General features: G+C 65.1%; 16 protein-coding genes and 1 other RNA gene. 4 read left to right on the top strand and 13 right to left on the bottom strand.

Annotated elements, in window-relative coordinates:
- Positions 1–2 precede the first annotated feature (2 nt).
- Positions 3–1,130 carry a type 1 glutamine amidotransferase domain-containing protein gene (locus tag LR961_RS14900; RefSeq protein ID WP_232150730.1) on the bottom strand — a complete coding sequence of 376 codons (1,128 nt, stop codon included), beginning with the start codon at positions 1,128–1,130 and terminating at the stop codon, positions 3–5.
- 75 nt (positions 1,131–1,205) lie between these two features.
- A complete protein-coding gene (locus tag LR961_RS14895; RefSeq protein WP_232150729.1) occupies positions 1,206–1,802 on the bottom strand; it encodes an HAD-IA family hydrolase in 597 nt (198 codons plus the stop codon).
- A gap of 134 nt (positions 1,803–1,936) precedes the next feature.
- Here LR961_RS14895 and azu point away from each other — a divergent pair, with 134 nt between their 5' ends.
- Positions 1,937–2,389 carry an azurin gene (gene azu, locus LR961_RS14890; RefSeq protein ID WP_232150728.1) on the top strand — a complete coding sequence of 151 codons (453 nt, stop codon included), beginning with the start codon at positions 1,937–1,939 and terminating at the stop codon, positions 2,387–2,389.
- 343 nt (positions 2,390–2,732) lie between these two features.
- On the opposite strand, the gene hemL is transcribed toward azu, so the two are convergent.
- Entirely contained in the window at positions 2,733–4,025 is a 1,293-nt protein-coding gene (hemL, locus tag LR961_RS14885) for a glutamate-1-semialdehyde 2,1-aminomutase (RefSeq protein WP_232150727.1), read from the bottom strand.
- Positions 4,026–4,225: 200 nt separating this feature from the next.
- A complete protein-coding gene (thiE, locus tag LR961_RS14880) occupies positions 4,226–4,852 on the bottom strand; it encodes a thiamine phosphate synthase (RefSeq protein ID WP_232150726.1) in 627 nt (208 codons plus the stop codon).
- A gap of 71 nt (positions 4,853–4,923) precedes the next feature.
- On the opposite strand from thiE, the gene LR961_RS14875 reads away from it, so the two are divergent.
- Entirely contained in the window at positions 4,924–5,115 is a 192-nt protein-coding gene (locus LR961_RS14875) for a rubredoxin (RefSeq protein ID WP_132865487.1), read from the top strand.
- A 222-nt stretch (positions 5,116–5,337) separates the two neighbouring features.
- Here LR961_RS14875 and LR961_RS14870 read toward each other — a convergent pair whose 3' ends face one another.
- From LR961_RS14870 to LR961_RS14835, 8 genes are all read right to left on the bottom strand, one after another.
- Positions 5,338–6,186 carry a SirB1 family protein gene (locus LR961_RS14870; RefSeq protein ID WP_232150725.1) on the bottom strand — a complete coding sequence of 283 codons (849 nt, stop codon included), beginning with the start codon at positions 6,184–6,186 and terminating at the stop codon, positions 5,338–5,340.
- A gap of 54 nt (positions 6,187–6,240) precedes the next feature.
- A complete protein-coding gene (locus LR961_RS14865; RefSeq protein ID WP_232150724.1) occupies positions 6,241–6,693 on the bottom strand; it encodes a DUF192 domain-containing protein in 453 nt (150 codons plus the stop codon).
- Positions 6,694–6,804: 111 nt separating this feature from the next.
- On the bottom strand, positions 6,805–7,452 hold the full coding sequence (rpiA, locus tag LR961_RS14860; protein WP_232150723.1) for a ribose-5-phosphate isomerase RpiA: 648 nt from the start codon (positions 7,450–7,452) through the stop codon (positions 6,805–6,807).
- A 155-nt stretch (positions 7,453–7,607) separates the two neighbouring features.
- Positions 7,608–8,090: an EVE domain-containing protein gene (locus tag LR961_RS14855; protein WP_232150722.1), complete on the bottom strand. Its 483-nt coding sequence runs from the start codon at positions 8,088–8,090 to the stop codon at positions 7,608–7,610.
- Positions 8,087–8,677 carry a 5-formyltetrahydrofolate cyclo-ligase gene (locus LR961_RS14850; RefSeq protein WP_232150721.1) on the bottom strand — a complete coding sequence of 197 codons (591 nt, stop codon included), beginning with the start codon at positions 8,675–8,677 and terminating at the stop codon, positions 8,087–8,089. The genes LR961_RS14855 and LR961_RS14850 overlap by 4 nt, the downstream gene beginning before the upstream one ends.
- Before the next feature lie 326 nt (positions 8,678–9,003).
- Positions 9,004–9,188: non-coding RNA, 6S RNA (gene ssrS, locus LR961_RS14845), on the bottom strand.
- 84 nt (positions 9,189–9,272) lie between these two features.
- The gene (locus tag LR961_RS14840) at positions 9,273–9,572 is read right to left on the bottom strand and encodes a cell division protein ZapA (protein WP_232150720.1); all 300 of its coding nucleotides are present in this window, start codon (positions 9,570–9,572) and stop codon (positions 9,273–9,275) included.
- The gene (locus tag LR961_RS14835) at positions 9,569–9,790 is read right to left on the bottom strand and encodes a TIGR02449 family protein (RefSeq protein ID WP_232150719.1); all 222 of its coding nucleotides are present in this window, start codon (positions 9,788–9,790) and stop codon (positions 9,569–9,571) included. Before LR961_RS14835 ends, LR961_RS14840 begins: the two co-directional genes overlap by 4 nt.
- 125 nt (positions 9,791–9,915) lie before the next feature.
- On the opposite strand from LR961_RS14835, the gene LR961_RS14830 reads away from it, so the two are divergent.
- A complete protein-coding gene (locus tag LR961_RS14830; RefSeq protein ID WP_232150718.1) occupies positions 9,916–10,461 on the top strand; it encodes a YecA family protein in 546 nt (181 codons plus the stop codon).
- Between the two features lie 8 nt (positions 10,462–10,469).
- Positions 10,470–11,795, top strand: coding sequence for a Xaa-Pro aminopeptidase (gene pepP / locus LR961_RS14825; RefSeq protein ID WP_232150717.1), 1,326 nt, complete (start codon positions 10,470–10,472; stop codon positions 11,793–11,795).
- 385 nt (positions 11,796–12,180) lie between these two features.
- Here pepP and pepQ read toward each other — a convergent pair whose 3' ends face one another.
- On the bottom strand, positions 12,181–13,509 hold the full coding sequence (gene pepQ / locus LR961_RS14820) for a Xaa-Pro dipeptidase (RefSeq protein WP_232150716.1): 1,329 nt from the start codon (positions 13,507–13,509) through the stop codon (positions 12,181–12,183).
- Between the last annotated feature and the right edge of the window lie 69 nt (positions 13,510–13,578).

Genomic DNA, 13,578 nt, shown 5'->3' with positions numbered 1-13,578 from the left:
GCTCAGCCATCAATCCGTTGCAGTAGGGCTTGAGCCTGTTCCAGCTTGGGATCTGTTTCCAGTGCCTTCAGTACCAGCGTCCGTGCCTGCTGCGGGCGCTTGAGCTTGAGGTGTGCTTCGGCGGCGGCCAGTTTCAGCTGTGGCTCGTGCATGTGTGGCAGGGCCAGGTCCATCACCTGCAATGCCTGCTCCAGCGCGGCATCATCGGTGGCGGCCTGCGCCTGGTAGTAGCCAAGAATGCCGATCAGATCGATGTGGTAGCGGCCAGGTTCGGTGGCCAGTGCATCACGCGGGCCCTGCGCATCGCCCGCCAGCAGGCGTTCAACCAGCGCCATGCTCAGCTCGTCACGTGATGGCGTGCGCGCTACGGGCGTACGTCCGGTGGCCCGCACGATGGCCTCGGCGACGGCATAGGTTGAATAGGGGTTCTGGCCGGTGATCAGGCGGCCATCAACGACCAGCTTGGGCATCATCAACGGCGCTTCGGCCCAGTGTGCGCCCCGTTGGCGCATCGTGTCTTCCAGCAGCCACGGAAACTCCGCCGCCCATTTCTTGCCGAACAGGGCTTCTTCCTCATTGCTGAAGCCGGTGAGCTTGCGCCCGTTCACCAGCAGGCTGCCATCGGCCAGGCGCACATCCACCAACGCCGCCGGCCCGTGGCAGACCGCGGCCACGATGCCGCCGTTGTCCCAGATGCGGCCTGCCAACTGCCGCAGGCTGGCGTCGCGGGGCAGGTCGAACATCGCGCCCTTGCCACCGACCACGTAGATCGCCGCGTAGTCATCGGCTTCCAGCGTGCTGGTTGCCTGGGTGTCGGCAAGCTTGCGCATGGCCTCCTTGTCGGCCAGCAGGGCCGCGTTGAACGGCTCGGCCGGGTTGTACTTGTCCGCCTCGACCGGGCCACCCTTGGGGCTGGCGATCTCTACTTCCAGACCGTTGGCCTTGAACACCCCCCAGGCCTGCGACAGTTCATCGAATTCATAGCCAGGGCGTTGCTTGCCGGTGTCCTTGCCTTCGCCGCTGACCACGATCAGCACCTTGTCGGTTGAGGGCGCGGCCAGCAACGGGGTGGCGGATGTTGCCAGCAGGCAGACGCTGGCGGTGAGAAGCACACGGGACAGGGGATTCATGGTCGGCTCCGGGGAACGGGAGCCCAGTGTCGCCAGCGGAGATCAAATGAACTTCAATCGCCGCGAACGCCTGCGTCAGCGCAGCAGATGCTGGCGGCGCAGCAGGCGTCGCAACGACTGCGCGTGATACGCGGTATCCGATTGCAGCCCGGCGGCACGCGCGCCCTGCACATTGCGGAACAGGTGATCGACGAACAGCGTGCGCGCCGGATCGCACTGCAATGCACTGCAGGCAGCGTGATAGGCGGCCGGGTCGGGTTTGCGTACGCCCAGCATGGCGCTGCACAGCACCGTGCGGTCCGGCAGCAGTTGTTGGAGTACCGGCAGCGTCAGCAAACCGTTGTTGGTCAGCACGGCGAGGCGGACATCGGCGCGGAGCTGGTCGAGTACGCTGACGCAGTCCCGTCGCACCGAGGTTGCGGCCAGGCGCGCGCGCTGCCAGTCGCTTGCCTGCAAGCTGGCGCCGAGCCGGCTGTTCAACGCCTGCAACAGCTGCACGCCATCGAGTTCGCCGCGCGCATGGGCCAGTTCGATGCGTTCGCTGCGCAGGGCGGTATCCAGCTGCACGGTGTCGCAGCCCGCTGCGTCGGCCAATTGCAGCAGGAAGCGGCGATGGTCGTAATCGGCGAGCAGGCCGTCGAAATCAAGCAGCAGGGCGTGCGGTACGGGCATCGGCTGGACATGCGTGGGAAGCAGGCAAGTATCGGTGTTGCGCGGGGACGGCGCATCCCTGCGACAACCCGTCACATGCGCCGTTATGGGTCAGTTGCCTAGAATCGGGACACTGCTAGTTCCCGGAGTTCGGCGTGAAGCGTTCCCGTCTTTTGTTGGCCCTTGTCGTCCTGTTGTTGCCCGCCGCTCCGGCCTTGGCCCGCACCTGCGCGGTCACCATCGAAAGCAACGACCGCATGCAGTTCTCGGTGCCGCAGATCCGCGTGGCGGCCGACTGCACCCAGGTCGACCTCACCCTCAAGCACACCGGCCGGATGCCGGCCACGGCGATGGGGCATAACTGGGTGCTGACCCGCACGCCGGATTTCCAGCCGGTGGCAACCGCCGGCATGCGTTCCACCCTGGCCGATAGTTATCTGCCCAAGAACGATGCGCGGGTGATCGCGTTCACCCCGGTGATCGGCGGCGGGCAGACCACGCAGGTGCGCTTTGCCACCAGCAAGCTGACACGCGGTGGCGACTACACCTTCTTCTGCTCGTTCCCCGGTCACTGGGGAATGATGAAAGGCAAGCTCGTTTTCGGTTGAGCAGGCTGGGATGAAGGTTCGGCGTCTCCCAGGGAGGAGCTGCCCTCATCCGCCCTTCGGGCACCTTCTCCCGCATGCGGGAGAAGGGTTTGCAATGCCGCGAACTGGAACCGTGCTGCATCCCTGGCTCTTGCGCTGCCTCCATCCCTTCTCCCGCGTGGGGGGGAAGGCTTGCAGTGTCGCGAACTGAAGTCGCGCTGCAATCCTGACGCTCACGCTGACCCGGTCCCTTCTCCCGCACGCGGGAGAAGGTGCCCGGAGGGCGGATGAGGGGAGGCTTTCGCGCAGAAATGAAAAAGCCGGCATCACGCTGGCTCTTTCATCTGTTGATGGTGCAGCAGGATCAACCCGCCGCAACCACCTTGAAGGCTTCACGCGCTGCAACCAGCGTGGCCTCGATCACCGCGTCGTCATGCGCGCTGGACAGGAAGCCGGCTTCGTACGCCGACGGTGCCAGGAACACACCACGCTCCAGCATCGCGTGGAAGAAGCGGTTGAACGCCGGGATATCGCAGGCGGTGGCCTGCGCATACGTTTCCACCTTCTCATCGGTGAAGAACAGCCCGAACATCGCGCCGACGCGATTGGTGGTGACCGAAACACCGGCATCGCGCGCAGCCGCTTCCAGCCCATCGCACAGCATGGCGGTGGCCGCGGTGAGACGCTCATGGAAACCGGGTTCCTGGATCAGCTGCAACATCGCCAGACCAGCCGCCATCGCCACCGGATTGCCGCTGAGCGTGCCGGCCTGGTAGATCGGGCCGGCCGGGGCGATCTGCGACAACAATTCGCGACGGCCGCCATACGCGCCCACCGGCATGCCGCCGCCGATGATCTTGCCGAACGTGGTCAGGTCCGGGGTGATGCCGTAATGCGCCTGCGCACCGCCAAGGGCGACACGGAAGCCGGTCATCACTTCGTCGAAGATCAGCAGTGCCCCGTACTGCGTGCAGAGCGCGCGCAGGTGCTGCAGGTAGCCTTCGCGCGGTGGGATGCAGTTGGCGTTGCCGACCACCGGTTCGATGATCAGGCCGGCGATGTCCGTGCCCTGCTGTTCGAACAGCGCGGTGGCCGCCTCGAAATCGTTGTAGGGCAGGGTGAGGGTGAGTTCGCTCAAGCCCGCCGGCACGCCCGGCGAGGTTGGCACGCCCAGGGTCAGCATGCCGCTGCCGGCCTTGACCAGGAACGAATCGCCATGGCCGTGGTAGCAGCCCTCGAACTTCACGATCTTGTTGCGGCCGGTGGCGCCACGCGCCAGTCGAATGGCCGACAAGGTGGCTTCGGTGCCGGAGTTGACCATGCGCACCATCTCGCACGACGGCACCAGCGCGGTGATGGTCTCGGCCATGGTCACTTCGGCCGCACACGGCGCGCCGAACGACAGCCCGTTGTCGATCGCCTTCTTCACCGCCTGGCGCACGGCCGGATGGTTGTGGCCGACGATCATCGGGCCCCACGAGCCGACGTAGTCGATGTAGCGGTTGCCATCGACGTCATGCAGGTACACGCCGTCGGCGCGCTCCACGAAGAACGGCTCACCGCCGACCGACTTGAACGCGCGCACCGGTGAATTGACGCCACCGGGCAGCAGCGTCTGCGCGCGCTCGAACAGGGCGTGGGATTGAGCGTGGTTCATGGGTAACTCCTTCAAGATAGTAACAATGTCGAATGGCGCAGGATCAAGCCCCTCTCCCTCCGGGAGAGGGGTTGGGGAGAGGGTCGGGTGCAGCTTCGTGCAGGCTGTTTGCACGGAGCTTCGCCCAGACCCTCATCCGGCGCTTCGCGCCACCTTCTCCCGGAGGGAGAAGGAAACGGCGATGTCGTTCTGCAACGCGATCAATTCTGGAAACAACGCCGATACGCCTGCAACGCAGCGACCGGATCATCCTCGGCAAATACGCCGCTGATCACCGCGATCAGGTCCGCGCCGGCTTCGACAACGGGGCCTGCATTGTCCGGCGTCAACCCACCGATGGCCACCCGCGGCACGCCCAGTGCGGCGCTTTGTCGCAGCAGTTCCGGGGATGCGCGGCGTGGGGTCTGCTTGCTGCGGCTGGGGAAGAACGCGCCGAAGGCGACGTAGCTGGCGCCGGCGCGCACCGCGCGCTGGGCCAGTTCCAACTCGTCGTAGCAGGAGGCACCGACGATCGCCTGCGGGCCAAGCAGGGCGCGGGCGGCGGCGATGTCGCCGTCGTCTTCACCCAGATGCACACCGGCGGCGCCGACCTGGCGTGCCAGTTCCGCCTCATCATTGATGATCAACGGCACCCCGGCCGCGCTGCACAACGCCTGCAGCGCCGTGGCCTGGGCCAGGCGGGTCGGCGCATCCACCGCCTTGTTGCGGTATTGCAGCCAGGTGGTGCCGGCCAGCAGTGGCTGCACGCGCGCGAGCAGGCGGGCGCTGTCGGTCTCATCCGGGGTGATCAGGTACACGCCACGGGGCGCGGAATGGAGGTTGGGCATGGGGATGGCTACCGGTACGGCGGCGGGAGTGTGACAATCAACGCCGTTTCTTTGACCGGCGATTATCCCCGATGTCCGACGCCACGGCCTCCACCTTCCGCAACTGGATGTGCGTTGTCTGCGGTTTCATCTACCGCGAGGCCGACGGCCTGCCGGAAGAAGGCATCGCCCCGGGCACGCGTTGGGAAGACGTGCCCGACACCTGGACCTGCCCGGACTGCGGCGTGACCAAGGACGACTTCGAGATGGTCGAGCTGGATTGACGCGCGCGTAGAGCCGCACCGGGTAGGAGCGGCTTCAGCCGCGAAGCAGACGGGGTATCCGGAGCCGGGTGATGACGGCGCGTGTCCGAAGGATGTGGGCCAAATGCCGAATGCCCTGGGTGGTTTCCTCGAAGGAATCGCGTTTGTTCCCGGCTTCGGTCGCTGTAGCGGCTTCGCGGCTGAAGCTGCTCCTACGGGCGCGCCGGTACGAGCGTTGTTACCTCAATGCAGCCTTGGCCGTTCGCTGTTCAACTCGATCAGGCGGTCGCGGATGGTGGCCGCATCGCTAGCGTCCGGTTCCATCTTCAGATAACGCGCCAGATCGGCGCGGGCCCCGGCCAGGTGCTCCAGTTGCAGATAGGCCAGGCCACGGTCGCGGACCGCGTCGGCCTGGTCCGGGGCCAGTTTGAGCACGCGATCGACACTGCGTGCGGCGCGGTCCCATTCTTCGCGTTCGACGTACACGCCATGCAGGTTGCGCAGCATGCGCATCAGGATCGCGCGGTGCGGTGCCGGGTCCAGAATCTGCGCCAGCACGTTGTCGTCCGGGGTTTCGCCGCCCAGATTGCTGCGTGCACGTTCGCGCAGTTCATCCACACCCAGCGGGCGCCCACCATTGAACGGATCCATGATCAGCACGCCGTCTTCCACCGGCAGGCGGACCAGGAAATGGCCGGGGAAGGAAATGCCTTCCAGCGGCAGGCCGAGCCGGCGCGAGACTTCCATCTGCACCAGCGCCAGCGAAATCGGGTTGCCCAGGCGGCGCTCGAATACCTTGTTCAGATAACTGTTGCGCGGGTCGTAGTACTCGTCGTTGTCGCCGCTGTAACCCAGTTCGTTGAACAGGTGATGGTTGATCGCTGCCACCTTCAGCGGCCATTCGCCGATGGAATCCACCTCCACCCGCAGGTGGTCGGCATGGGCCTGCAACATGCGGTCGTAGGTGGCCGGGTCCAGTTCCGGGTACTCGTCGCGGGCGATCAGCAACGCGGTCGGCAGCAGCGGCAGCGCATCGTCGGACAGACCAGCCAGGTCGTCCCAGTGCGGCAGATTGAGGCGTGTATCGGACATGGCTCAAGACTGCGGGCAAAGCCCGGCCGGTTCAAGGCCGGGCAGTACAGCGGTTCAATCGGCCTTGGGGATGCCCGGGCCGAAGGTCAGCTCCGCGCCGTCCTGCAACTTCAGCTTTTCAGCCTGGCCGGCGTTGAGTTCCAGCACGTAACGGGCCGGCTTGAAGCTTGGGTAGGGCGGGCAGCGGTCGCCTGCCGAGCACGGCGGTACGTCGCGCTGCTGGCTGACTAGGCGGCGCTGGCTGTCGAAATACAGGATGTCGAGCGCGATCTTGGTGTTCTTCATCCAATACGCCTGCGGCTCTTCGCGGTCGTGGATGAACAGCATGCCGTGCTCGGTATCCATCTGGTCACGGAACATCAGCCCGCGTGCGCGGTCCTCATCGTTCTGTGCCAGCTCCACCTGGTAACGGCTGCCGGCCAGTTCCACCCAGTGTCTGCCGTCGGCGCTGGCGCAACCGGCGAGGGCGAGCAGGGAAACGAGAAGCAACGAACGCAGCAGGGACATGGGCGGCAACCTTGGAGGCAGGAACGTGGGGGGAGAAGCCATGAACGGGGAAAAGGGGCCAGAACCCGTGAAAGCAGGATGCCCTGCCTTCACGGGTCTGCAGTGGCTGCCTCAAAGCACCTGCGGCGGTTCGCCACCAACGATCACAACGTCGGCCGGGCGACGCGCGAACAGGCCGACGGTGACCACGCCCGGAATCTGGTTGAGCTGCTGCTCCAGCTTGACCGGATCGGTGATGGACAGGTTGTGGATGTCCAGGATCAGGTTGCCGTTGTCGGTGACCACGCCATCGCGCCACACCGGCTGGCCGCCGGTCAGGGCCAGGATCTCGCGGGCCACCAGGCTGCGTGCCATCGGCACCACTTCCACCGGCAGCGGGAACTTGCCCAGCACCTTGACCTGCTTGCTCGGGTCGATGATGCAGACGAACTGCTTGCTGGCCTCGGCGATGATCTTCTCGCGGGTCAGTGCGGCGCCACCGCCCTTGATCAGGTTCTTGTTGCCGTCGCACTCATCGGCGCCGTCCACGTACAGCGACAGGCCGCCGGTGTGGTTCAGGTCCAGCACTTCGATGCCGTGGCCCTTGAGCAGGGCGGTGCTCTGCTCGGAGCTGGAGACCGCGCCTTCGATCTGGTCCTTGATGCGGGCCAGGGCTTCGATGAAGTAGGCAACGGTGGAGCCGGTGCCGACACCGACGATCATTCCCTTCTGGACGTATTCGATGGCTTTTTCGGCGGCCAGGCGCTTGGCTTCGGACATGGTGGACTCGATGGAGTTGGAGGATCTGGTTCTTGTAGGAGCGGCGTAAGCCGCGAAGCTCGCATCAATTCTCTGGCGGCGACACATGCAATTGCTGACTCCATGGGGCATTGCCCCGCCATCAGCATCGCGGCTTACGCCGCTCCTACAGGGATTTATGCCGGCTTCTTTTCCAGCGACAGCAGCAGCTTCCACTGCGCGGCGGTCACCGGGAACACCGACAGCCGGTTGCCCTTGGCGGTCAGCGGGAAACCTTCGCCCAGCGCCTCGGCATGCAGTTTGATTTCATCCAGCGCGATCACCTGTGCCAGCTTGCGCTCGAAGCCCACGTCCACCAGCATCCAGCGCGGTTCCTCGCGCGTGCTCTTGGGGTCGTAGTAATCGGATTTGGGGTCGAACTGGGTGTCGTCCGGGTAGGCCTCGCTGGCCACCGTGGCGATGCCGACGATGCCAGGCACCTTGGTATTGGAGTGATAGAACAGGATGCCGTCGCCGACCTTCATGCCATCGCGCATGAAATTGCGCGCCTGGTAATTGCGCACGCCGTTCCATGGTTCGGTGCCCACGCGCTGCAGGTCGTCGATGGAAAAGGCGTCCGGTTCGGACTTCATCAGCCAGTAGCGCTTGCGGGCGGTCATGCGTTCAACGGTTCCGGGTAGAGAGTGGCCTGCTCGGTACAGATCGCATCGACCGCCACGTCCCAGTCTTCGACCGGCAACGACGGCACCTGCTGGGCGGAAAAACCGACCCCAACCAACCACGGCGGCGCGGCCTGGCGCTGCCGGAATGCGAAGCTGCGATCATACCAGCCGCCCCCCATGCCCAGCCGCCGGCCGTGCGGGTCGAAGCCCACCAGCGGTGCTATCACCAGCGCCATTTCCTCGGGCCGCAGTGCCTGTGCAGGGTCAACATCGGGTTCCGGAATGCCATATCGATTGCTGACCAAGGCCTGCCCCGGCCGCCACGGCGCGAAACGCAGCAGTTTGCCGTGCAGCACCGGCAGGCAGTACGTCTGCTGCGGCGGCAGCTGCATCTGCCAGCGGTGCAGGGCGATTTCCCCGTCCATCGCCCAGTAGCCGGCGACATGGCCGCTGACATTGGCAAAGGGGAGGGCAAGCAGGTGCGCGGCCAGGGTTTCGGCGGCGGCGATGCGTTCGGCGGCGGGAAGATCGCGGCGGCGTTGACGCAGCAGTTGGCGCAGCAGTTGGCGGGGATCGTCAGTCATCGGCACAGCGTATCGGAATCAGACTGCAAAGCCCTTCTCCAACCGGGAGAGGGGTTGGGGAGAGGGTGCGGGCGCAGCCTCATGCAGCCAGTTCTCATCGGGTTTTTCCCGCACCCTCATCCGCCCTCCGGGCACCTTTTGGAATCAGGCTGCAAAGCCCCTCTCCCATCGGGAGAGGGGTTGGGGAGAGGGTACGGGCACAGCCACATGCAGCCTGTTCTCATCGGGGTTTTTCCCGAACCCTCATCCGCCCCTTCGGGGCACCTTCTCCCGGAGGGAGAAGGCAAAAAAAGAACGGCGCCCGTTGGGCGCCGTTCTGGAATATTGCATTCTCCGCGGTGACGATGCGTGCGAAACGACCTTGAACCCGGGGTTCAAGTGGGAACGCTGGGGGGCCATCGGGCTTCCCGCTACAAGGCGGACTTGCACACCCGGCTCCGTCGCGCCCCCGTGGTCGTAATTAAGGGACAAGGCGAATGTTTGCACACGCCGTCGTTCACAGCAGAGAACGCGGGGCAAGTATAGCCGGTTGCGCGCGCCTGGGCAGCCTTTCCGCTTGAGCGGCCAATTCAGTTGCCTGAGCCGCTCAGGTGGATCAACGGGCGTTGTCGATGGCGATGTCCAGGCGTCGATTGAGATCGTTCATTGCGGCCTGGAACCGCTGTTGCTGCGAGGCCTGCTCATCGCGCACCTGCTGCAGTTCGTGGGCCAGATTGAGCGCGGCCAGCACCGCGACACGGTCCACCGCAGCCATGCGGTTGCTGCCGCGGATCTCGCGCATCTTCAGATCGAGCATGCGCGCGGCCGCCGTGAGGCTGTCGCGCTCGGCCGGTTCGACGCCAACGGTGTACTCGCGATCAAGGATGCGGACACTGACCGGTTCGTTGTGGCTCACGTGTGCTGCTCCAGCGACTTGAGGCGGGTGATCATCGCTTCTACCCGCGAGCGGGCCTGTTCGTTCTTGGTCAGCAACTGCGAACGCTCGGTCATCAGTTGTTCCTGCTGCTGGCGCAGGCTGCGGTTTTCGTCGGCCAGCCGCTGGTTGCGCTCGAGCAGCAGCTCGAGACGGGAAACAAGGGCAAGCAACTGGCCGGCGGGGTCGAAGGCATCCATAAGCGGCACGATAGGCATGCCGGCAAGGGGCGGTCAAGCTGGATGACACTGTGCGATTGCTACACTGTGCAGCCGCCGCCATGTCGCCCATGGCCGGGCTCCTTCCCGCTTCACAGAACCGTGACATGACCGAACTTCCTGTCGTCAACGACATCCTCCAGGCCAGCCAGTCGCTGGGCCTGGGTGCTTCCCCGGCCGAACTGCACGGCGGCCTGAGCGGCTGGCTGGCCGCCGGTGGAGAAGACCTGCAAGCCTGGCCGGCCAAGGTGCTGGCCGATGACGGCCTGCCCACGCCTGAGTCCGGCAGCCCGCTGGACCGGCTGCGTCAGGCCACCGTGCTGCAACTGGAAGACCGTGATTTCGCCTTTGAACTGGTGCTGGCCGACGCCGCCGAGCCGTTGCAGGCGCGTACCGATGCGCTGTTCGAATGGTGCCGTGCGTTCCTGGGTGGCTTCGGTCTGGCCTCAGGCAAGCGCCCGGCGCTGAGCGAGGAGGGTGAAGAAGCCCTGCAGGATCTGGCGCGGCTGGCGCAGGCTTCCAGCGACCAGTTCGACAGTGCCGATGAAGACGAAGACGCACTGGCTGAAATCGAAGAATTCGTACGCGTGGCCGTACTGTTATTGCACGGCGACTGCGTGATGGGGTCGCGTCACCGCCAGCGTCTGAACTGAGGCGCGGCATGAAGCGTCATTGCGGCATCACCAGCACCGAATACGCTCGCCGTCGCCGCCAGCTGATGGAGGCTGCCGGCGATGACGCCATCCTGGTGCTGCCGGCTGCGCCCGAGCGCGTGCGCAGCCATGACACGTTCTATCCGTACCGGCAGGATTCGGATTTCTGGTACCTGTGCGGCTTCCAGGAACCGGAGGCGGTACTGGTGTTGATTCCGGGGCGTCGTCACGGCGAGGCAATCCTGTTCTGTCGTGAACGCGACCCGGACCGCGAAGCCTGGGATGGCCCGCGCGAAGGCCAGGACGGTGCGGTGTCCAACTACGGCATGGACGATGCCTACCCGATCGAGGACCTGGATGAAATCCTGCCGGGCCTGCTGGAAGGGCGCTCGCGCGTCTATTACCACTTCGGTCGTGATGCCGATTTCGACCTGAAGCTGATCGGCTGGGTGAACCGGGTGCGCTCGCAGGTGCGGCACGGCGCGCAGCCGCCGCATGAGTTCCTGGAGCTGGGCCATCTGCTGCACGAGCAGCGCCTGTACAAGTCCGAGGACGAGATCGCGCTGATGCAGGCGGCCGCCGACATCAGCGTGCGCGCACACCGTGCGGCGATGCGAGCGGCGCGTCCGGGCATTCGCGAGTACGAACTGCAAGCCGAACTCGAGCGTGAGTTCCGCGCGCATGATGCTTGCCCGGCCTACAACAGCATTGTGGGTGCCGGTGCCAACGGTTGCGTGCTGCATTACCGCGACAACAACCACGGCAGTCGTGATGGCGACCTGGTGTTGATCGATGCGGGCGCCGAGTACCGGGGTTACGCCAGTGACATTACCCGCACGTTCCCGGTCAATGGCCGTTTCAGTCCGGAACAACGTGCGTTGCACGATCTGGTGCTGGCCGCGCAGGTAGCGGCGCTGGAGCAGGCGCAACCGGGCATTGCCTACGAGGAAGGGCACCTCGCTGCGGTGGAGGTGTTGACCGAAGGGTTGTTGCGGCTTGGTCTGCTGAAGGGTGACCTGGAAGAGAACATCATCGAGCGTCATTACCAGCGGTTCTATCGGCACAAGACCGGCCATTGGCTGGGCCTGGATGTGCACGACGTGGGCGACTACCGGGTGGCCGGTGAATCGCGCCTGCTGGAGCCGGGCATGGTGTTCACCATCGAACCGGGGCTGTACATCTCGCCGGAAGACCGCAGCGTGGAGGCGCGTTGGCGCGGGATCGGCATCCGCATCGAAGACAACGTGCTGATCACCGAGAACGGCCATCGGGTGTTGACCGATGCGCTGGAGCGCAGCGCTGATGAGATCGAGGCGTTCATGGCCAGACGTTGACGGCGGTTGGCGTCAGGGTTGTGTGGATCGAAACCCCGGATGGGCAATGGCGCATCCGGGGTTTTTTGTGGGCGATACGGCTTTGCTCCCTCCCTTGCACTACGCGCAAGGGAGGGGGCGAAGCAGGCATGCGCTGTGTGCAAGTGAGTGGGAAAGGGACGGGCCTTGCGAAAAGGAAGAAGCGCAGCAAGGGAAGGCAGGTCATCAACTTCATTGCCCGAACTAGCCTCGGCCTGGTTGGACCGCATGAGAAATGAAGCTTCCAGACAAACAAAAGGGCGGAACCCAGTCCGCCCTCGTGTCATTGCCGTAAACCCGTTTGAACGCTCTGCACATCCGGGCAAACCTTCAAGGCGACAATCTCAGCTGTCGCCTTGATGGCACATCATCCCTGCGCGGCAAACACCGGGCGGGTCAGGTTGTCGGCTTCACCGTCGGTGCACAGCACTTCGTCCTCGATGCGCACGCCGCCATAAGGACGGAAGAAATCCACGCGGTCCCAGTTCACGCTGGCGCCGTTGCCGGCCTGCTTCACCTCGTCCAGCAGCATGTCGATGAAATACAGGCCAGGCTCGATGGTCACCACCATGCCCGGCTCCAGGACGCGGGTCAGGCGCAGGTAGGGATGGCCCGCCGGTCGTTCGACGCGACCGCCGTGCTCGCCTGCGGCGAAACCGGCCACGTCATGTACCTGCGCGCCGATCAGATGACCGATGCCATGCGGGAAGAACGCCGCGCTCACGCCGGTAGCCAGTGCGGCTTCCGGCGAAACCGTGATCACGCCGAAGTCCTTGAGGATGCCCATCAGTGACAGATGTGCGTCCACATGCAGTTGCTTGTAGTCAAAGCCCGCGCGCACGGCTGCGCACATCTTCTGCTGCGCGCCATCGACGGCATCGATCAATGCCTGGAATTCGCCATGACCGCTGGCCGCGTAGGTACGGGTGATGTCGCTGGCATAACCATGAGCCGATGCACCGGCATCGATCAGGAAGCTGCGCAGCGGCTGCGGCGCGCTGCGGCCCAGGTCGGTGTAATGCAGCACGGCGGCATGCTCGTTGAGCCCGAGGATGTTGCCGTAAGGCAGCTCGTTGGCATCCTGGCCGACCGCGCTGCAGTACGCCATGTGGATTTCGAACTCGCTGGCGCCGGCGCGGAAGGCGGCCTCGGCGGCTTTGTGGCCGCGCACGCCCAACACCTGCGCCTGGCGCATCAGTGCGATTTCGTAGGGTGTCTTGCAGCCGCGGTGCCAATCCAGATAGTGGATGACCACGTCGGGGTTGTTCGGCACAAAACCGCCCAGCGCGCTCTGCGGCTCGCCGAGGATGGCGCAGCGCGCCGGGTCCTTGGGCAGCAGGGCCAGCGCTTCTTCCGGCTTGCGGATGATGTGGATGTCGAAATGCTCCACCCACCAGCCGCTGGGGGCGTCCGGCACGACGTGCCAGTAGTCGAACGGCTGGTAGAACACCAGCGTCGGGCGCCTGCCGGGCGTGTGGATCAGCCAGCTGTAAGGCAGCTTGGTCAGCGGCAGCCAGGTCTTGAACTGCGGGTTGACCGCGTAGGGATAGTCGCGGTCATCGAACACCTGGTAGTGCTGGGTGCCGCTGGGAACCACCAGGTGGTCGAAACCTCCGCGTGCCAGTGCCTCATCGGCACGACGGGTGAGTACACCCAGATGGTGGGAATACAGGGCGCCGGGATCTTGCTGGTTCATCACGCTGGCTCGCTGGGCGGTGCAGTTGCGGGGCCATGATTTTGCCGCAATCACCCTGCCACTGCTGTG

It is taken from the genome of Stenotrophomonas sp. SY1 (assembly GCF_021202945.1).
Taxonomy (GTDB): domain Bacteria; phylum Pseudomonadota; class Gammaproteobacteria; order Xanthomonadales; family Xanthomonadaceae; genus Stenotrophomonas.
This window is presented reverse-complemented; position numbering and strand designations above follow the sequence as displayed.